This window comes from Chryseobacterium sp. UF-290, from assembly GCF_058245615.1.
The window spans coordinates 61,589-81,490 of record NZ_JBSICB010000018.1; the positions used below are offsets into that span (position 1 = coordinate 61,589).

14 protein-coding genes are annotated in these 19,902 nt (G+C 38.5%); 6 read left to right on the forward strand and 8 right to left on the reverse strand.

Annotated elements, in window-relative coordinates; translation table 11 throughout:
- Positions 1-219: 219 nt before the first annotated feature.
- Genes AC4IF5_RS17620 through AC4IF5_RS17635 form a run of 4 tightly spaced genes read right to left on the reverse strand, consistent with a single transcriptional unit; the run spans position 220 to position 9,115 of the window.
- Positions 220-717: a hypothetical protein gene (locus tag AC4IF5_RS17620; protein ID WP_490736805.1), complete on the reverse strand. Its 498-nt coding sequence runs from the start codon at positions 715-717 to the stop codon at positions 220-222.
- Positions 680-3,994, reverse strand: coding sequence for a DUF6443 domain-containing protein (locus tag AC4IF5_RS17625; RefSeq protein ID WP_490736807.1), 3,315 nt, complete (start codon positions 3,992-3,994; stop codon positions 680-682). Before AC4IF5_RS17625 ends, AC4IF5_RS17620 begins: the two co-directional genes overlap by 38 nt.
- A 6-nt stretch (positions 3,995-4,000) precedes the next feature.
- Complete coding sequence (locus AC4IF5_RS17630; protein ID WP_490736809.1) at positions 4,001-7,450, reverse strand: hypothetical protein; 3,450 nt, start codon at positions 7,448-7,450, stop codon at positions 4,001-4,003.
- A 3-nt stretch (positions 7,451-7,453) separates the two neighbouring features.
- Positions 7,454-9,115: a T9SS type A sorting domain-containing protein gene (locus AC4IF5_RS17635; protein ID WP_490736811.1), complete on the reverse strand. Its 1,662-nt coding sequence runs from the start codon at positions 9,113-9,115 to the stop codon at positions 7,454-7,456.
- Positions 9,116-9,387: 272 nt separating this feature from the next.
- On the opposite strand from AC4IF5_RS17635, the gene AC4IF5_RS17640 reads away from it, so the two are divergent.
- On the forward strand, positions 9,388-9,642 hold the full coding sequence (locus AC4IF5_RS17640; RefSeq protein WP_490736813.1) for a helix-turn-helix domain-containing protein: 255 nt from the start codon (positions 9,388-9,390) through the stop codon (positions 9,640-9,642).
- 8 nt (positions 9,643-9,650) lie between these two features.
- On the opposite strand, the gene AC4IF5_RS17645 is transcribed toward AC4IF5_RS17640, so the two are convergent.
- From AC4IF5_RS17645 to bamG, 3 genes are read right to left on the reverse strand one after another with little or no spacing between them, the layout of a single operon-like run.
- The gene (locus tag AC4IF5_RS17645; RefSeq protein WP_490736815.1) at positions 9,651-10,694 is read right to left on the reverse strand and encodes an anhydro-N-acetylmuramic acid kinase; all 1,044 of its coding nucleotides are present in this window, start codon (positions 10,692-10,694) and stop codon (positions 9,651-9,653) included.
- 11 nt (positions 10,695-10,705) lie between these two features.
- Complete coding sequence (gene lptC, locus AC4IF5_RS17650) at positions 10,706-11,296, reverse strand: LPS export ABC transporter periplasmic protein LptC (protein ID WP_490736817.1); 591 nt, start codon at positions 11,294-11,296, stop codon at positions 10,706-10,708.
- A gap of 1 nt (position 11,297) precedes the next feature.
- A complete protein-coding gene (gene bamG / locus AC4IF5_RS17655) occupies positions 11,298-12,584 on the reverse strand; it encodes a BamG family beta-barrel-assembly machinery protein (RefSeq protein ID WP_490736818.1) in 1,287 nt (428 codons plus the stop codon).
- A 340-nt stretch (positions 12,585-12,924) separates the two neighbouring features.
- On the opposite strand from bamG, the gene AC4IF5_RS17660 reads away from it, so the two are divergent.
- Positions 12,925-14,043, forward strand: coding sequence for a DNA polymerase III subunit (locus AC4IF5_RS17660; RefSeq protein ID WP_490736820.1), 1,119 nt, complete (start codon positions 12,925-12,927; stop codon positions 14,041-14,043).
- Positions 14,044-14,138: 95 nt separating this feature from the next.
- On the opposite strand, the gene AC4IF5_RS17665 is transcribed toward AC4IF5_RS17660, so the two are convergent.
- Positions 14,139-14,369, reverse strand: coding sequence for a hypothetical protein (locus AC4IF5_RS17665; RefSeq protein WP_490736822.1), 231 nt, complete (start codon positions 14,367-14,369; stop codon positions 14,139-14,141).
- Positions 14,370-14,854: 485 nt separating this feature from the next.
- Here AC4IF5_RS17665 and AC4IF5_RS17670 point away from each other — a divergent pair, with 485 nt between their 5' ends.
- The 4 genes from AC4IF5_RS17670 to AC4IF5_RS17685 all read left to right on the forward strand — a co-directional run bounded on the left by AC4IF5_RS17670 (position 14,855) and on the right by AC4IF5_RS17685 (position 19,709).
- Complete coding sequence (locus AC4IF5_RS17670; protein ID WP_490736824.1) at positions 14,855-15,493, forward strand: TetR/AcrR family transcriptional regulator; 639 nt, start codon at positions 14,855-14,857, stop codon at positions 15,491-15,493.
- Positions 15,477-16,793 (forward strand): TolC family protein, encoded by a 1,317-nt coding sequence (locus AC4IF5_RS17675; protein ID WP_490736826.1) that lies wholly within the window; start codon positions 15,477-15,479, stop codon positions 16,791-16,793. Before AC4IF5_RS17670 ends, AC4IF5_RS17675 begins: the two co-directional genes overlap by 17 nt.
- 16 nt (positions 16,794-16,809) lie before the next feature.
- On the forward strand, positions 16,810-17,913 hold the full coding sequence (locus AC4IF5_RS17680; protein ID WP_490736828.1) for an HlyD family secretion protein: 1,104 nt from the start codon (positions 16,810-16,812) through the stop codon (positions 17,911-17,913).
- Positions 17,914-18,131: 218 nt separating this feature from the next.
- Positions 18,132-19,709, forward strand: coding sequence for a DHA2 family efflux MFS transporter permease subunit (locus AC4IF5_RS17685; protein WP_490736829.1), 1,578 nt, complete (start codon positions 18,132-18,134; stop codon positions 19,707-19,709).
- Positions 19,710-19,902: the final 193 nt, after the last annotated feature.

Genomic DNA, 19,902 nt, shown 5'->3' on the forward strand with positions numbered 1-19,902 from the left:
GATAGCTACCAGAAATTATTTGTCCAATATTAACTTCCAGCTTCCCTCTTCCAGCTTCCTGACTTAAACCTTTGTTTCTTATCCCGAACTCAGGTTAAGATAATAATTATTTATAACATATAAAGGTTAAAATGGTATAATTCCATCATTATATCAGTATTTTGAATAAAAAGGCTTCCTAGTTTGGGAAGCCTTTTATTTTTAATATTTATCAAATGTTTATTTATAAATATAAGTTTTATTTCCAATAACATATACTATTTTGTTAATATGGTAGTTTTCGTCATAATAATATTTATAATTAACAGGTTTATTATTTGATTTAATTTCTGTATAAAAATTATTCCCATTTTTAAGACCAGTAATTATACTATCATTTAAAAGAGAAAATTTATCTTCCTGCAATTTTTTATTTTTTTTGAGAGATAAAAATGGATAAGAATTATCAGTATCAATAGTGTCCTTATCTGTATAATAGGAATCGTTAATTTTCACTAATTTCTTTGTTGTTATAATTTTCTTTCCTTTTTCATTGAAAATCTCATTGATGAAAATGGTGTCATTTATATTTTTTATCAAATATTGAGTATTTCTATCTATATCACTTTTTAAATAAAATTCATTGTTTTTATGGCATGATATAAACATGAGCGATAAGGCTGACATCATGAAATAAGAATTATTTCTTAATTTGTGCATCTTTTTTATATCCTTCATCTGTTTTAATTAATTGTTGCATTGTTTTTTCATAATTTCTATAAGCCTTATTTTTAGAATCCATCGTTTTTAAAGCTGGATGGTCGTTTGTCGATGGGTCAGATTTTAAATCTCCTTTTTTGATATTGTTTACTGCTTCATCGTAATGAGACCCATGCAGAGCTACCTCATGTGTAATGGTCTCTCCTAATGAATATTTATCTACACCATTAGTATCAAAATAAAAATTAATATCTGAATTTTTCTCACTACTAGGGTATACTGTAAGTCCTTCCCAAGCACCTTCTGATGTCATGAATGTATTTGCTTTTTCATTGCCTGTTGCATGTTCTAAATTTAAGTTTATCAAATTTAGATTACTATCACTATTTTTACCATTTTCAGTTGCTTTAAGCCCATATATTGCCTGTCCTTTTTTCATGAAAGACAATAAATATGCTCTACCATAATCAGTTTTTGCAAAATCTGTCATAGCCTTATTAAATTCTTTCGTTGCATAATTCTTAGTCATTCTCATTTTTCCATTGCTTTTAAATGAATTTACAAACCAAGGGATAACATCTCTACCATCAGGGTCAATGTATTTTACAGGATTTTGTAGTGCATAAGCATAAGGAGACCAAGATGGATACTTTTCAGCCAATGGGTCCACATTAAAGAACCTGGCAAAACTAGGATCATAATTTCTCCATTTAAAAGAGCTCCATCTTGTGTCTTCCTGTTTTTCCTGTCCCTGGGTAGAATATCTGTAATTTGGGGAGATTGAGCCTGCAGGAACAATGTTCTCATTAAACTCTAATCCAAAAGGATAATAATTAGTTACCCTTTCTATTACAGCCGTTCCACCAGATCCTTTATAAAAAGACACTCTTATATTTCCAACCTGATCGGCATAGTTGTAAATATACTTCTTTTGTACGAAATCATAATACCCTTCAGCAGTAGGAATAAAACTTAGTACATCATCAGTATACTGGAAGCCTTCCAGATAATCCGTCACCTTCATTGTCAGGGTATTGGAAGCAACTGATCCAAAGGTGTATTCTTTCCTTATTTTTATACCATCTGCACGGTAGATATACCTGGTATTGTTTTTATAAGCAGTGCCCGGGTCATGGTTCTGGTAAGATGGGTCAAAAGTTACCTTATTGGGCTGGTTGAGGTGATTGTAACTAATATCAAGTATCCCTTTGTCCTTATGGCTGATCATATTCAGGTTAAGGTCATAGGTGATGGGATTTCCTGAAGTACCAGGATAACCGTCATATACCCCTGAGCCATCTGTCACGCTTGTGAGCCTGTTGCCCTGGTATGCATAAGTAAGATTGTCTATGAGTTGCAGACCCTGCCCGGTAACAAAAGTGTTCCTTTTGAGATTTTGGATATTTCCGTTCAGATCATAAAATAAGGTTTCATTATAGGCATCCGTATGCGGTACTGTACCTCCGGGCTCTGAATAGCTGGCCTTGGTGAGACGGTCTAAGCGGTCATATTCATAGCTGTAGCGCCTTAGTGTTCCGTCATCGGCATTCTTCCAGTCCATTTCAGAAATATTCCCGTTGTATCTGGCCAGGTAAGGGCTGCTTTCAGGATTCTGATACTTGATGCTGTAGCCAAAAAGCTTCCCTCCGAGATTCTGCGGGTCATTGACTTTTGTACGCCATCCCCGTATATTGTAAGCATAGTCAATACCCTGAAGGTTATTTCCTACCTTTTTGTTTTCGAGCTGGGAAATTTCGTTATACTTATTTTCTGCCAATAGTTCTACAGGCTCACTTCCTACCTGGTGCCAATGTCTGGTAAGCCTGTTCTGATGGTCATATTCAAAAGTTTCTGTGATGAGCTTTTCAGTGCCATCCTTGTTTTTTTTATGATAGGTTAATGTCTTTTTCGGTAGGCCTGCAAAATTCAGCTGTACTTCTTTTTTGGTATACCCCTCCAGATAATTGATGGAATAGGAAGATATTTCCCTGCCCATACTGTCATAAGCAAAGAAGGTCTTGGTCCAGTGATCGTCCTCAATGTTTTTCACAAATGAGGCTGCCAGCATACCTTTTGCTTTATCCTGATAATTCCTTAGCATCACTTCCTGTCCCAGAATATCAGTTGCAAAGCCCGGAAATTCATGTTCCTCCGGAAAATAGTCATAAAATTGAATGGTAAGCACTTCCTTTATATCTGTAGGAAAAGCTACATTGGAGTACCTCACCGTGACATTTGACTTGTCGAATGAACCGTTTCTGTCTTCATGGGTAGTGCCCGCAAAATTATCGGCCTGCGATTGCACGCTTGCCCTTACTTTTGATCCATTGATCTTTCCGGTATAAGCCACCCTCCCGAATTTATCATATTTGGTGAACAGCCATTCTCCTTTGCTTCTGAGTAAGGGATCCTGGGAGAGGATCAGGCGGTCATGCCTGTCATACACCATAAACTCCCATCCCTTGCCCGGTAGCTTTTTCTCCACCAACCTGCCACGTCCGTCATACCGGTACACATAGCCAAACAGATCCAGTTCCTTGGTCCCCCAGGTGGCATTTACAGAAAGCTGTGGAGGAATGATATAGGCTAGCTGCCCGTATTCATTGTATACATAATACGTATCTGCATAATCGGTGCTTCCGGTAGTTTTCCTCGACAGGATCATTTGGCCTTTTCCATTGGTGAATTCTGTTGTCTGGTTACCGTCTTCATCGATCACTGTTTTTTTATACAGTACCCCGGGCAGATAAGTACCTCCCTTTATTATGCTTGACACGGTGGCTCCGTTAGTTTCTGTTGTCGAAATATCAATTCTTATGACCTCTCCCGCGGTATTGGTACCTTCTTCGTAATAAACGGGCCTGTTGTTCCAATCCCAGCCTTCCCGTACTTCCTGCTGTATCCTGTTGAGTGGGGAATTCTCAAAGGTTTTTTCCCCATAGATCTTTTCCTGTCCGTATACGGTGGAAGCATTGGCCAGAGGCGATGTGTAAATCCCTCCATATTGGGTTCCCTGCTGGGGAACCGGAAGGTAACTTTTATTTGCCCTTCCGAAAGGATCATACTCAACGTGGCTTACCACATCTTTTCCCACAGGGGAAGCTTTTACATCTACCACCTGTCTGGTTCTTCCCAATCCGTCAAAATATTCTACCTTCTGAGCCACTTTAGCGTCAGCTCCCGAAGGATAATCAAGATAGGTCTTAGTGGAAATATAATTTTCATTGGAAGTAAGCTGTGCCGCCATATTGGCTGTAAGCAGTAAGCTTCCAAAAACACTTATTATTTTTTTCATCGGTTTTTAATTTTTAAGATTGTACTGAAATTCTTTCACTGTTCTTGTAAAAGGCTGGCCGGTACCATCTCTCTCTTCCTTAGTTATTTCCTTGAGCCTTTTCTCCTCGTCATAAGTATAGTACTCCCGCAGACCGGATGGTAAAGTTATACTTCGTACTCCAACCAAAGGATCATAAGTATAGGTGGTTACCTGCGCCTGATCAAATACCGGATCATTCCTGAACTGCTCCAAAGCAAGCGCAAAATCCCATTCCGTATTCCACAGTCCGGCCAATGCGTCCTGATCAGATGCCTGTACCACAGTATCTATGATGCTCTGGCTTATTTCAGATAATTTTACCCCCTCAATTTTGGCAATGGGCAGGGATTTGTTATATCCCCAGATAATGGTCACCGGAGTTCCATCCTTGACGGTATACTGCATCAGGTTTCCTTTTTCATCATACCGGTCGTATTTTATTTTGGTTTCCATTCCTCCGGTAATCGTGTTGAGCGATTTTACTTGGTCAGGGAAAAGACCCGCAGGATGATTATAGGTTATCTCTGTTTTAGCCGTTCTTCTACCCGGATCATTACTGTTTTGCTTTTCAATGGTTTCCTCTTCAAGAGGTATGCTGATCATATTAGCCGTGATCAGGTGAGGGATCTGTTTTTCCGTAGCATACTTATAGCTGGTCCGGGTGGAAGTCCCATCGGGATGCTGCTGTGTAACGACAGAAGGGTAATCATTGGTAGTATAGCTGGTTTCGGTTTTATCGGTAACAGAGTTTTGAACCCCATTTTTGTAAAAGTAAGAGGTTTCTGTTTTCTTGCCTGGCAGCACAATACCATAGGTTGTATAATACAGGTATGGTGTTGTCAATATCAGGTCTGGAAATTTGGATTTGAAGGTATTGTAATCATCCCATTGATATTGTACCGGATGAATTACATTATAATAGTTATCCCTTATTTTAACTCCCTCAAGTTTTTGGGAAGTAAGAGTCGCATATTCATGATTAATTTCAGAAATTATTTTTTCCTCGCTGTTATATTTTTTTTCAGAAATAACCTGTCCTCTCAGATAATCATGATTGGTAATAGGAACGATAGGCATCTCGAGCGAGATCATTTCAGGATTTGGAAAATCAATGGGGGATCTGAACTTGTATACTGTACTCCCGTTATTAATAGTACTATTGTTAGGCCCTTCGGCAATCTGTTTTACAGTGACATATTTATAACCTACATCCGAACCCTGGCTTTTCTCATTGGGGATAATATTCTGATTGGTTGTTGTGCTGATTTTACAGTTGTATTCAACAAATGCACCTGTGTTCTCATTCTGATAGGCATATATGATACGGTCTTCGTATGCAAAGACAGGTTCCGGAAATACCAGGGCTCCACTGCTTTTTCCCGGATTGTCCAGATCTTTATAATCGTATACATATTGCTTAGCCGGTGTATTGGAAGCCGGTGTATCAAAATATTTGATTCCGTTTACCCTTAGTCCGCCGCCATTTTTCACAGCATAGCTGTTGAAATAGTGTTGCTTAAGCTTGACTGATAAAACATATGATATGGGCTTTTGTGTAATCCCATAATTACCTTCAAGAGATACATAATATGTGGCTCCCGCTTCAAGGTCAAGCAAAGGACTTGTCCATTGGGTTATAGGGTTTCCGTCAGAACCTAAATTTTGATTGGCACATGCTGCCCCTCCTGTGCTTTCACATTCCTGCCAGTCTGCTCCGAATTCTATCAAAGCAGGAGAAAAAGTATTATGACCTGTTTTTTTGTAGATCTTAAATTTCCATTGAGAATAAATCAGACTTCCCAGATCCAAATGTAATTGGACTTGCTGTGGTACAGTAACTGTAAAGAATTCACTTTTTACATTCGGATCAAACGCTGTAAGGTCATTAAAGCTGTACTCATGTTCAGTATCTACCCAATGACCGGTTACTGTATCAATCGGCTTGGAGTAACCTGCAAAATAACTGTAATCATTCTCTCCAAAATCAAAAGCAACTTTACCTTTAGTAGGGTATATGATAGAGCTTATCACATCCTGTGTGATATTCCCTTTGTAATATCCCCATGGATCTTTTTTGAATGGGCCAACAGATGAATGATAGGCAATAGTATGTGTATGCTTGCCGCTCTGACCTTCTTTTGTCACTTTTTTTAGCAGAAGCTTTTTTAGGGTTTCGGGAGGATTAGGGTCGGATAAGATTGTTGAATTTGAATATTCATAATCAAAGGTAAATTTATCTACCGGCTGGTAAAACACCTGGTCAAGGATAAGGGATTCCACAGATTTTAATTTATAAAGATCGGCAGCATTCATATAATTACTGTCGCTTCGTCCTTTTTCATAGTTGAACTTTATTTTTGCCCGGTCGGCAATTGTAATCCCGGTCAGCAGTTTGGTATATGCAGTATTATAGACATTCTGCACTTCCAGTGCGCCAGGTATGTGGGGGTCAGGATTCGGAGCCATACCTCCACCGTTATTATAATGGTAATTAATATCCCTTGCTAACCTGGAAGTTCTTATTTCAGGGTCTTTGTATTTGACAACGGATGCCTGGTCATAGGTAAATGTCATCAGAGGCTTATTGTTTTCATCCTTAACCTCTTCCAGGTGGTAAGCCGTAAAATACAAACCACCACCGGTATTGGTTAATAGATCACCGGTGTTATTGACAAGCCCCACCTTCACGGTAGATATATCTTTTGAAGCATTTTCCATCCCTCTGAAAATATATTGAATACCCTTATCATCAGTAATGGTTGCTGTTTGTACTTCACCGTAAGAATCCTGTGTTACCGTTATCTTTAAATTATTCCTGTCCAGCTTTTCTACTACATAATTACCGGAAGGGTCTTTCTTAATAATAAATCTTCCTGTATAGCCCATAAAGTTATATTGATACAGATCATATTCCGTATCAAATTTCCCAATTCCTGTATAGAAAGCATATTCCTGGGAAGACCAGTTACTCATAAGATTATAGATGATCTCATAGGTGTTATTAAGTTCATGCCGGTAAATTCCGTATTTCGGTTTTGGGGGAGAGGACATCAAAGTAGATTCTATTTTTTCATCAGGAACTCCTCCCCGGACCGTTCGGGTAATGGTTCCTCCTGCCATTAAATTCCACCCAAGCCCGGTCTCTGAAGCCCGGTCATCAGGCTTAGCGCTGAGAGGATGGTATCTGAGACTGATGTCTAAATTTACATCAGAACTATTGGTAGGGATGCTAAAAAGAGGAATACTAATATCAGGAATACCGGTATAATAGCTGACAGGCACCTCTTCGAATTTCATCAGGTTATTGGCTGTGGGGGCGGCCGGAAATATCTTATTGATATTATCCATACTTTTATTGAAAGGATCTGTTGCCTGGGCACTCATATTATTGAGGACCAAAGTCAAGAGATATGCGGTTATTATCTTTTTTCTCATTATTTATTTTTTGATCAGTTTAGCATTCGCTGTTTTATTGGTATCTGTTTTTATGGTCACCAGATAAGCTCCCTGTACCAGAGACTGGGTATTAATCTTAGTCACTTTATTCTTCGTCTTCAGATTCTGAAGCTGTCTTCCACTCATATCATACAGCATAATATCAGCTTCCTTGAAATCATAGCCGATTTCTACATAAGCATAATCAGATACAGGATTCGGGTAGATCCTGATGTCATATTTCTCGATCAGCTGGTCCACCTGCTTATCTCCCAGCTTTACGATCTTCCAGTTCTCCTTTCCTAATTCCGTAGCACTGGTACCAGCCAGAACTATAGATCCATCTCTGTTCAGCTTCAAATCTGAAAGCCTTTCTTCTCTTTGTCTCGATTCTCCGGTGACATGCTTTCTCCACTGCTCATTGCCATTCCCATCCACATACAGCATCCAAAAGGTTTCATCATTCTTTTCTACTCTTCCCTCAGCCTGGGTATAACCCCCTAAAAGAATTCCTTTGGTCAGGTCCTGGTTCCTGGATCTGGTATCTTGACTCTGAATGGTACTCATTCCCATTAAAATATCACGGTTGCCAAAATTGTAAGATTTCTGCCACTGTTCTTCTCCTCTTTCATTCAAAGCGATCAGCCAGAGATCTGTACCTTCTTCTATACCTACCGTTTTATTACCGGATCTTTCGGATCTGGATTCTCCTCCAATAATATATCCGTTTGAAGTCAAAGCCAAAGTTCTGATATGATCATCTCCTTTTCCTCCAAAGTTCTTTTCCCATTCTACTTTTCCGTTCTTATCAAGCTTTACGATCCAGTAATCGCCTTCACCATAATTACTGCTGGCTTTTGGCAACTGGCTAATGGCTGTAGAGGTGGCAGATGATAAGTTTCGGTTGGTAGATTGACCGGTAGGAAGTTTGGTCTCTGGATTTCTTACTCCCGAATCACGAACTTCAGAGCTTCTGGAATAGATGCCCAATAAGGCTCCGCCGTCTTTCGTTGGTATCATTTTTTCAACTTCATCCAAACCTTTTCCTCCTAAGATAAGTTGGGATAATTCTTTCCCATCTTTATCCAGCCTGATGATCCAGGCATCTTTAGAACCATAGCCTTTGGACGAATTCTGTACATTGCCGGCAATAAAGAACCCCAGATCTGTGGTTTGGATCACTGCTCTGGCTTCTTCATCAGAAGAAGTTCCCAAAGTTTTCTGCCATAATTCGTCTCCAAATTCATTAAGTCGGATCAGCCAGATGTCAGAACCTCCTTTGGAATCTTCCTTTTTATCTAAACCCTTTCCAGAATAAGAAGTGCCTGCCAATAAACTCCCTCCATCCTGTGTGGTAACCGTTGCAGAAAGGTAATCATGATTCTGACCGGAGAAATACTTTTCCCAGACTTCTTCGCCCTGCTGGTTGAGTTTTACCAGATGAAAATCATAACCATTGTTTTGCTGCTGGCTGTTAGCTGCTAGCGACTGGCTTTTGGTTTGAATAGAACTGCCCGTGATAAGATATTGCTGATCGATCGTTGTAGTAACCTGACTTAGAAAATCCTGGGTAGAGGATTTGATGTCCTTTTGCCAGACAACTTCCTGGGCAGAAACGCCCAAAGTAATGCATAAGAATAGTGCACTTAAGTAATTTTTCTTCATTATTTGTAATTTTTGCGTGAATATAAAAAAAATCAAAAATTCCCACAACAGGGAAAATCCCATTTTTAACATGGGGATTTTTACGGTAAATTAATTTACCCTGATAAATAAAGTGTTTTCATAAATATTGTTTTAAATTTTATGCTTCAATTCTTAACTAATGCAAAGCTACCAAGCAATAGCGACAGAACATGTCGTATTTTTACAAATATATAAAAATGTAGTATTATAAGATTACAATAGTGTAGTATTTTATAATTCACTTTGTATAAGTGAAAAGCATTGAAGAAAATAAAATCTCCGAATTAAAAAAAAAGATACCCATTGAATTAGGCAATCGAATAAGAATGTTTCGTGAAAGAAAAAATCTTTCACAGACGGAACTGGCAATGATGATAGGAAAGGATAGACAGTATCTTTATAAGATTGAAAAAGGTAAAGTTACTTCCAGTATTTTTACTATTTCTGTTATAGCCTACGCGCTTGATATTTCTTTAGTGGAATTAATAAAGGAAATAGAGTTATAAAATTTCATTTAAGCCATTACACCGGAACAATGATCGGCCGTACTTCCCGTAGCGGAAGACAAGACATTGATCTCATGATTGATTTTTAAAACACCCATAAAAGCAAAGATCAGGGCTTCCTTATAATCAATAATTTCCTTTTTGGGAAGGATGATTTCCGAGTTTGTCTTTTCTTTTATTTTTTCAATCAGGAAAGTATTGTAGGCACCGCCTCCGGTAAAGAGTATGTCTTTTATTTTGTTTTCGTTAATAATATTTGAGATCTGCTGGGCAATATGTTCTGTAAATGTAGCTAAAGCGTCTAAGGGATCTACAGCTTCCAGGGCAGGGAAAATATGTTTATTACACCATTCCACGCCTAATGACTTTGGATAGGGGAGCTTGTAGAAGTGTAAGGAATTAAGTTGCTCCAATACCCCGTCATTTATTTTCCCTTTCCTTGCCAGCTCACCGTTTTCATCAAAATTTTTATTCAGTTGTTGAGCTAGTGGATTCAGTACAATATTGACCGGAGCAATATCAAACGCGATCCTTTTTCCATTGGTATGTAAAGAAATGTTGGAAAAGCCGCCAAGATTAAGGCACGCACTGTATTCTGAAAAAAGCAGCTCGTCGCCTATGGGGACCAAAGGAGCTCCGTTTCCTTTCATAAGGACATCCTGACTTCTGAAATCATAGATGACGGGCAATCCGGTTTCCAGTTTGATGGCTCTTCCGTCTCCGATCTGGAGTGTGAATTTTCGCTGAGGCTGATGAAAAACAGTATGGCCATGAGAAGCGATCAGGCTGATGTTTTCAAGTTGATGCTTCTTTATGAACTCTTTTACCTGTCGCCCAAGATAGAATCCATAGTCTGAATTCAGTTCCAGAAGGTCTTCTGCAGAGAGATGAATAGCGTTTCTGAGTTTGTTTTCCCACTCATTGGAATAGGGGTGCGTCTCGGCTTTCAGAATCCGGAAAACCCATTTATCGTGTTTCTCAAATTCAGCGAGACAGAGATCCAAACCATCCAGGCTTGTCCCGGACATAAGTCCAATAGCCAGAGCTTTCATTATGAAGGAATTTATTTTTTATTCTCAGAGATCCTTTTGGAATTAAAGTCTCCCGAGTTGTTATAGAAAGTATATTCTGAGAAGTCATCCTTGGCGGTCATGCCATTGGCTCCTACAAGGGTTGAGCCATCTTCCATGGTCACGAAAACCGTATCTTTGGTATAGATCCTCTTTTTTCTCTGATCCCAAAAGATACTCTGCATTGCAAATTTCTGTCCTTCGTTGGTCGTGATCCTTACGTTACCTTTAGCTTCGTAAAATTGTTTATAGTCGTAAAACTTAGCGTATTTTGCTTTGATGGTTCCCGGAATTTTAGGTTTTTTCTTGTCAAAGAATTCAATATCGATTCCTTTTCGGGCTACGGTATAAGGACTGTCGATCAGCTCATATTTTTCAATAATAGGAGCCTTTGCCTTCATCATTATAAATCCGGAATCACGCTGTATGATATTGGCGTTATTAATGATCTGTGACGGAAAATTTTTACTTTGATTGCCTTTATTCTTGGTAAGATCCTCTTCACAGGATGTCAATATAAAAAATATAGCACAACTAAAAAGGCATGCTATATTTTTATATGATATTTTCTTTGAAAAATTCATTCTAGTTATAAAGAGTCTTTCTGAACCATTTATCAGCAAAATTAAAGCCGATTCTCAGGTTGATATAATTCTGATTGATCAGATTGTTTTTAAGAGTTCCTCTTTTACCAAGTTCCAGTCCTATTTCAAGACCGCTCATTCTGGTAATACTGCTGTTTTTGAACGGAAGCATCACTCCGGCTGAAATACCGAATTTATTGATGTTGGTGCCTTCCAGTTTCAGATTTCCTCTTTCATAGAAAGCTCCATATCTGTAGACTACCCTTGAGAAGTAGTTTCTGAAGTTGTTGTAGTTGGGAAGATACCATCCACCGGCAGAAATTCTATAAGAATCCTGGAAGTCAATAGTTTGGCTAAAGTAAGATACATCTTCTCCTTTTTTATAATCAATCTGTCCGGAAACAAACCAATGGTTATCGCTTCCATATCCTGCTCCTAAAGAGGCCTGGAAAGGAATCAGGTTTTTAGAACTGATGCTTTTTTCTTCCAGAATACTTTCATCGATCTTTGTTCCTGCTTTTTCATCGGCATATCTATAGGTACTGTTGATATAATCAGTGGTCGTATTGCCTGTATTTCCAAAAGTAGCAGTAGCACCGATCGTTAATTTCTTATCTGTACGTGTATTTAGGGTTTGATAGTTTGTTCCTAACGTAAAGTTAAAGTTTCTGATTTTATTTTTGGTTTCATAACCGTTAACGTATTCAGCTCCGGAAGCACGGAATTCATTGCGGTCGTTTAGATCTCCAAAATAGAGATTGGCTTTTGCCCCTACGGAGAATTCCTGATTGATTTTATAAGCAACAGCTACCTGAGCGATGTTTACCGTACCGCTTCCTTTAAAGTTATTTCGGTATTTGACACTTCCGTCAGGATTAAGCTGGTCAGTTACGATGTCATAGCTTTTGGAGCTGTATGGCTGATAAGAAAGCCCCATTTTCACTTTAGATGATAAAGGAAATGCCAATGAGATATTGGAAAGATACGTAGAATGCTTTGTAGATTTCGTATCGTTATAATTCGATTTGAAATAATTGTTTTCGTTGGTAGCTTCCAGTCTGATACTCGTAAGTTCGAAATTGGCGTTGTTTGCTGGATTAGCAAAATTAAAACTGCTGGTAAAATCACTGATATAAGCAGTGGATATACCTCCCATAGAAGCAGTTTCGATCGTATTATCATATTTTATATCTCCAATTCCATATGCTGCATAAGGAGAGTTACTTAGACTCTGTGCATTCAGAAAATATCCGACTGATATGAATGATACTACAAAGATTTTTTTCATTCTTTCTTTTTAAAACAATGCGCAAATATCTTAAATATTAATGAATTGTAAAAATTATATGTGGTTAAAGTTTGTTAAGGCCCGGTATAATGGGAAACTTTGAATCTCTGCAGGGTATTAAGTCAAACATGAAGCGTGAATCCACTACGCTTGTGAATATTGATACTGTATAGATAGTATGCTGATTCTGCGGAGTAAAAATTGACTATTGATATGTTTAAAAGTCAATCATGATCTAATTTTTATATTCTGACAATTCACCATTCACTTTGTGTCAGCAAAAATTGACAATTCACAAATTTACCCTCAAATTCTTATCCAGATTTTTTATCTTTGAAACATGAATTGGGAGAACATCGCCGGACAGGAGAATCTGAAAACACTTCTTAGAGAAAGCATTGCCGAAAACAGAGTGAGCCATGCCCAGCTTTTCGTAGGAAAAGAGGGATACGGAACATTACCCATGGTATTAGCCTATGCAAAAGAGATTTTTAGTCAGGAGAATGAGCATGCTGCTGCCAAGGTGGAACATCTCAATCACCTGGATCTGCATTTCAGTTTTCCTGTTTTTACCGATAATAAAAACTCTTTAAGCAAAAATAAGTTTGACGAATTCAGGGAAATGATCCTGAATTCTCCTTATGCAAGCTATGATGACTGGACCGCTTTTTTGGAATCCGAAAATAAACAGCTTTTTATTTCTGCGGATGAAATTGATGATCAGAATCAGAAGTTCGCATTAAAAAGTTTTGAAGGAGGCACTAAAATTCTCATTGTCTGGAGAGCAGATAAAATGAATGTTGCCGCTTCCAATAAATTTTTGAAGTTTTTGGAAGAGCCGCCGGCAAAGACTATTATTCTCCTTACAGCAGAAAATACAAATGATATACTTCCCACGATCCTTTCCAGAACACAGATTGTAGAAGTTCCGAGAATTCATGATGAAGATCTGGAGCAATATCTGAAAAAGAATCATTCTGTTTCGGATGAGAAGATCAGAGAGATCGTGCATGAAGCTCAGGGAAATCTCAATGATGCGGTGAAGCTTTTGAATTCAGGGGATAAGACCAGTGAATTTGAACAGCTGTTCGTACAATGGGTTCGGGACGCGTTTATGGTCAAAAAGAAACCCGCATATCTTAAAAGCATCATATTCTGGGCGAGAGAAATTGCCGGGTGGAACAGAGAAAAGCAAAAGAATTTTCTGAATTACTGTTCAGAGATCTTCAGATTGGCACTGCTTCAGAATTACCAGTCTGAAGATTTAGTATACAAGAAGATCAACGCTAATGGATTCAATTGGGACGGATTTTCAAAATTTATCAGCGGGGCCAATATTGAAAGTATTCTGGAAGAGATCAATACAGCTGATCTGCATCTCACCCGAAACGGAAACCCTAAAATTGTCTGGACCGATCTGGGGATAAAGCTTTCCAGATATATTCATAAAAGCGCATAGATTTTTTTCATTTCTGTATTTATCGTTGGATATAAAAAAATAAAACCTCCGGTCATGTTGCCGGAGGTTTACTTTTATTGATGACAGGTCTGTTGCTAAGCCGTCTTTTTTATTTTAGCAGCCTTCTTATCTTTTTTAGGCGTGCTTTCTGCTGTTTTCGTTTTGGGATCACAGTCTTTGTGATGAGCATCGGTACATGCTTTCTTATCCTTAATGGAGCATTCTTTCTTGTCTTTTCCTGCACAGCAGCCTCCTTCTTTAGGTTTTTCCTGAGCATAGCTGAATGTAAATAAACCGATGGCTAAAATTGAGATGACCTTTTTCATAATTAAAACTTTTATAAAGGATAAATATAATACCTTTTTTGACTTTTCTCTTAATTTTTACATAATTCTGGTATTTATGAATAATTCCTTTTAAACTCTAAAGCTGTTTAAACTTTTCCAATGAAAACCAAAAAATCCCAAAAAAGATTAAACACTTAAGTTGCTTTTAAGTCACAAGCCTGCTGCACAATAAGTACACTTGAGCTTTATGAAAATCTTTGATTTTCTTCTTATGTGAACTTTTTATACAGTATCATTTTAAACTAACTTAAGTGGCCTGAAATGTTTAGAATAAAAGCTTTTTCAAGTCAAAAAATATCTATGATTCTTATAAGATAAAAAGTTTAAACAGATTCTCTGTTAAAATACGGTTCTTGTATAGTTTATAGAAACAGTCTTTTATCAATGATAAATTAAATCAATATTAAAAAATCAATCAATCGTTTGATCTTATTTGAAACTTATGTAAATTTGCGGCCTGAAAAATGGATACAAACATGATTTCAAAAGAAGAAAATATATTATTCGCTGCCGAAAAGCTTTTTGCTGAAAAGGGTTTTGAAGGAACTTCCACCCGGGAGATCGCAAAGGCGGCTAATGTAAATATCTCTATGATCTCGTATTATTTTGGTTCTAAGGAAAAACTTTATGAGAAATTAGTTGAATACAGAATGAATGAAGGACAGTTTTTTTCAAGAGATATTTTAGAAAGAACTGATATGAACGAATGGGAGAAAATAGAGAAAGTAATAGACCAGTTCTCAGGCCGGATAAGAACTCAAAAGTGTTTTTACAGGATTATGCAGAGAGAGCAGCTGCATACTCAAAATCCTCAGATCGTGGAATTTCTGAAGCAAACCAAAATAGGATTTATCTCCATGTATTCAAAACTGTTGGAGAGCGGGCTTAAAAAAGGAGTTTTCACGAAAAATCCTCCTATTTATCTGCTTCACTCTACCATAAGCGGAACTTTATTTTACGCATTCAATGCAAAAGAAATGTATAAGGAGTTCCTGAACGATACCGAAGATGAAAGTGTTTTTGATGAAACCTATTATACAGAACTTAATAAACATATAAAATATATACTAAAAGACCTTTTAGGTTATGAAGAGAATAAATAACTCAGTGATTGCATTATCACTATTCCTGGGAATAGCAAATGCAAATGCTCAGGAGAAAAAAACGCTTTCTCTTGACGAAGCTGTGCAGCTGGGAATCCAGAACAGCAAGAATCTCAAGATCGATGCAGCCAGGATCGAAGAGGCTACAGCTGATCTTTTGGAGGCAAAGAACAGACAGCTTCCGGAATTGAAGATTTCAGGAAGCTATATGTACCTTCCGTTGAAGCCGAATGTTGATATCAGGCTACCTGGTGTTTCAGGCGGTGCAGGCGGGCCGGAAGTTCATCAGGTTCTTTATGGTTCAGCCAATCTTAGTGTCCCGATTTACAGCGGTGGAAGAATCAGATACGGTATTCAGTCTGCAAAATATTTAGTGGAAGCTTCCAAGCTAAGCACTGAAAATGATAAGATAGCCATTGCTTACAATGTAGCTCAGGCTTATAACAATCTGTTTAAAGCGAATCAGTCTATTAAAGTGTTTGAAGAAAACCTTGCAGCCTCTCAAAAAAGGGATGAAACGTTCCTTAAAATGGAAAATAACGGATTGATTGCCAGAAATGACAGGTTAAAGGCAAACCTTCAGACTTCCAATATCGAATTGCAGCTGCTTGAAGCCAGGAATAACTACAATATTGCGAATATCAATATGGACCTGCTATTGGGGCTTCCCGAAACAATAGAGCTTGAAGTGGATCCGAACTATATTGAAGAAGGATCGGATGTAAAACCTGTTGACTTTTATGTGAACGAAGCCAGAGAGAACCGTAAGGACCTTCAGGCATTAGCCCAGCAGAGAAAAGCGGCAGAATTGGGAACGAAAGCGGCAAAAGCTGAAAACCTTCCGTCCATTGCATTTACCGGAGGTTATGTCGCAGCAGATATTCCTAAGTTCCTTACAATATACAATGCCGTGAATGTAGGTATTGGGATCTCATATAATCTATCCAACATCTGGAAAGAAAATTCATCCATGAAGCAGTCACAGGCGAGAGAAAAGCAACTGGCAGCTACCGATGAGCTATTGAATGACAACATCAAGCTTGATGTGAACAGAGAATATCAGAATACAGACTATTCTAAAAAGAGAATCGCAGTTTTTGAAAAGTCAGCTGAGCAGGCTAATGAAAACTACAGAATTACAAAAAACAAATATGATAACGGTCTTGCTACCATGACGGAACTCCTGGATGCGGATGCGGCTCAGATCGCTGCAAACGTTGGAGTGATCAATGCAAAGGCAGATGCGGCGTTAGCATACAGAAAACTATTACAGACAACAGGAACTTTAACAATTAAATAATCAGATCGAAACCAAAATGGAAAATAATAATACACAGGCAGCTGAACCTAAAAAGAAAAAAAGTTTAGCTTTTCCTATCATTTTAGCAACTGTAATAATCGGAGGAGGTATCTATGGGTACAGAGCCTATTCTTACGGACAGTATCATGAAGAGACTGATGATGCCCAGATAGCTTCCAATATGGCCCCCGTAATCTCTAAGATCTCCGGATATGTAGCGGAAGTAAAAGTGAAAGACAATCAATTTGTAAAGAAAGGAGATACTTTAGTGATTTTGGATAACAGAGATCAGAAAATGGCTCTTGAACAGTCTCAGGCCGCTTTGAGCACAGCCAGAAGCAATATTTCAACAGCTGAGGCGACCACTACAGCGACTTCCAAAAATATCAACAGCTCGGAAGCAGCCGTAGCGACTGCCAATGCACAGATCGAAGCCGCTAAGGTAAACATATGGAAAACTACACAGGATTTAAAAAGATATGCCAATCTGGTAAAAGACCATTCTATTACCGAACAACAGTACGAGCAGGCGCTGGCAGCAAAACAATCTGCTGACAAACAGCTTCAGGTATTGGTGGAGCAGAGAAACCAGATCGCTCAACAGACTACTATTGCCTCTTCTCAGACAGCAGCAAGCTCTCAGCAGATCAGTGTTGCGAATTCAGTAGCAAAGCAAAGGGAAGTAGACGTTGAAAATGCGAAATTAAACTTGTCATATACTGTAATCCTTGCTCCCGAAGACGGATACGTAGGAAAAGTACCTATCCAGGCAGGTCAGTACCTACAGGCCGGAGCCCAACTATTTGCCCTGGTGAAGAACGACCAGAAATGGGTAGTGGCTAACTTTAAGGAAACCCAGGTAGATAAAATGGTGGAAGGTCAAAAAGTGAAAATTGAGATCGATGCTTTCCCTGATAATGAGTTCGAAGGAGTAGTAAGTTCATTCTCTCCGGCTACAGGAGCTACTTTCTCTATTCTTCCTCCGGACAATGCGAGCGGTAACTTCGTAAAAGTGGTTCAGAGGCTTCCTGTAAAGATCGATTTTGTAAATCTTGATAAAAATATTGCAAAAAGATTGAGAACAGGAATGAATGTGAAAGCAGAAGTTTCGCTTAAATAATTAAGATATTAAGGAATTTGGAGATTTAGAGATTAATAATTTAGAAATTAAAAGATTAAGGGTTAATAAATGGATGGATGATGAGTGGAAATCGATCTTTAATCATGCTTAAATAAATTATTATGAGAGATTCAGCCTTTAGCAGTTTGAGTGTAAATGGAGGAGGGGCTGATTTCGGAATCTCTTAATCTCTGAATTTTTTAATAAAATTTAAAAACATGCAAGAATCATTAGTAGAATATGGGGCCCGAAGAGTAATCATCACGATTACAGCGATTCTTTGTGCCCTGCTTGAGATTGTGGACTCCACGATTGTGAATGTTGCCTTGAATGAGATGAAGGGTAATCTTGGAGCCACACTTTCTGAAGTAGGATGGGTCATTACAGCATATGCGATCGGGAACGTTATCATCGTACCGATGACGAGCTGGCTTTCGCAGCAGTTTGGACGTAGAAATTACTTTGCCGCTTCTATTATCATATTCACGGTATTTTCATTTTTATGCGGAAATGCCACGAATATCTGGGAACTGGTATTTTTCAGACTGATGCAGGGGATCGGTGGTGGAGCACTTTTGGTAACTTCACAGACGATCATTACGGAATCTTATCCTATCGAGAAAAGAAGTATGGCACAGGCGATCTATGGTTTAGGGGTAATTATCGGCCCTACATTAGGTCCGCCGCTTGGAGGATATATTGTCGACAACTATAGCTGGCCGTATATCTTTTATATCAATATTCCCATCGGAATTGCAGCGACTTTGATGACGCTTCAGTTTGTAAGAAGCCCGAAATACTCAGAAAAACGTAGAGTTTCAGATGTCGACTGGTTAGGAATTGGGTTATTGGCTGTGACGGTAGGCTCATTACAGTTCATCCTGGAGAGAGGTCATGAGGAAGATTGGTTTGAAAGCGGAATGATCGTAGCATTTACAGTAGCGGCAGTCTTAGGATTTATACTATTCCTCTGGCGGGAGCTTACTTTTAAATATCCGATCGTAGAGCTCCGGGTATTGAAGAACGGAAACCTAAGGATCGGGACAGTGATGTCATTCGTGCTGGGATTTGGATTGTATGGTTCTACATTCATTGTTCCGCTTTATACACAGAGTATTCTGGGATGGACGGCACTTCAGTCGGGAGCGTTGATGATTCCAGCGGCACTGACCACCGCATTTATGATGCCTATTATCGGACGATTGCTGACGAAAGGAGCCAAACAGCAGATTTTAGTTTCCTTAGGACTTTTCATCTTCTTTATTTATAGCTTCTGGGGATATAAAATTCTAACGCCCGATACCAGTAAAGATGCTTTCTTCTGGATGCTTATTGTGAGAGGAGCAGGTCTTGGGCTGTTGTTCATCCCGATCACATCGCTGTCACTAAGTACGCTGAAAGGGCAGGAGATTGGTCAGGGAGCAGCCTTTACAGGGATGATGAGACAGCTGGGAGGATCTTTCGGGATTGCAGCGATCACTACCTTTATCGCCAATGCAGGTCAGAAATACAGGAATAACTTAATCTCTCACCTGGATTCCAATAGTTTTGAAGTCCAGCAAAGGCTTAATGCATTAAAGGCAAACTTTGTAGCAAAAGGCATGACACCTGATGCAGCGATGAATGCAGCGTATAAAATGCTTGACCTTTCAGTGACCAAACAGGCAACAGTATTGTCTTATATGGATGTATTTCTTTACCTCGGAGTAATATTTTTAGTATGTATTCCGTTTATCTTATTTATTAAAGAAAGAAAGAGTAAAGAAAAAATAGATTTGAGTGAAGCCATGCACTAAATTTTACTTAAAACCTTCGGATTTTCCCGGAGGTTTTTTGTTGGAAATAAGGTTGGATTAGTATGAAAATCTTATTTGTTGGCTTTTAAACTTAGAGCCTGTTTAAATTTGTATTAAAATATTATTTCTCGCTGATTTTGCAAATCTCGCTGATTCGATTTACGAATGATGATCTGCTGAATCGGCCAAATCA

Bases quoted from the DNA above. Each gene is read 5' to 3' on its own strand.
- AC4IF5_RS17675 (WP_490736826.1), top strand. From the start codon at position 15,477: ATGAAGAGAATAAATAACTCAGTGATTGCATTATCACTATTCCTGGGA.
- AC4IF5_RS17630 (WP_490736809.1), bottom strand. From the start codon at position 7,450: ATGAGAAAAAAGATAATAACCGCATATCTCTTGACTTTGGTCCTCAAT.
- AC4IF5_RS17645 (WP_490736815.1), bottom strand. From the start codon at position 10,694: ATGAAAGCTCTGGCTATTGGACTTATGTCCGGGACAAGCCTGGATGGT.
- AC4IF5_RS17670 (WP_490736824.1), top strand. From the start codon at position 14,855: ATGGATACAAACATGATTTCAAAAGAAGAAAATATATTATTCGCTGCC.
- AC4IF5_RS17635 (WP_490736811.1), bottom strand. From the start codon at position 9,115: ATGAAGAAAAATTACTTAAGTGCACTATTCTTATGCATTACTTTGGGC.
- AC4IF5_RS17665 (WP_490736822.1), bottom strand. From the start codon at position 14,369: ATGAAAAAGGTCATCTCAATTTTAGCCATCGGTTTATTTACATTCAGC.
- AC4IF5_RS17685 (WP_490736829.1), top strand. From the start codon at position 18,132: ATGCAAGAATCATTAGTAGAATATGGGGCCCGAAGAGTAATCATCACG.
- AC4IF5_RS17660 (WP_490736820.1), top strand. From the start codon at position 12,925: ATGAATTGGGAGAACATCGCCGGACAGGAGAATCTGAAAACACTTCTT.
- lptC (WP_490736817.1), bottom strand. From the start codon at position 11,296: ATGAATTTTTCAAAGAAAATATCATATAAAAATATAGCATGCCTTTTT.
- bamG (WP_490736818.1), bottom strand. From the start codon at position 12,584: ATGAAAAAAATCTTTGTAGTATCATTCATATCAGTCGGATATTTTCTG.
- AC4IF5_RS17625 (WP_490736807.1), bottom strand. From the start codon at position 3,994: ATGAAAAAAATAATAAGTGTTTTTGGAAGCTTACTGCTTACAGCCAAT.
- AC4IF5_RS17680 (WP_490736828.1), top strand. From the start codon at position 16,810: ATGGAAAATAATAATACACAGGCAGCTGAACCTAAAAAGAAAAAAAGT.
- AC4IF5_RS17620 (WP_490736805.1), bottom strand. From the start codon at position 717: ATGAAGGATATAAAAAAGATGCACAAATTAAGAAATAATTCTTATTTC.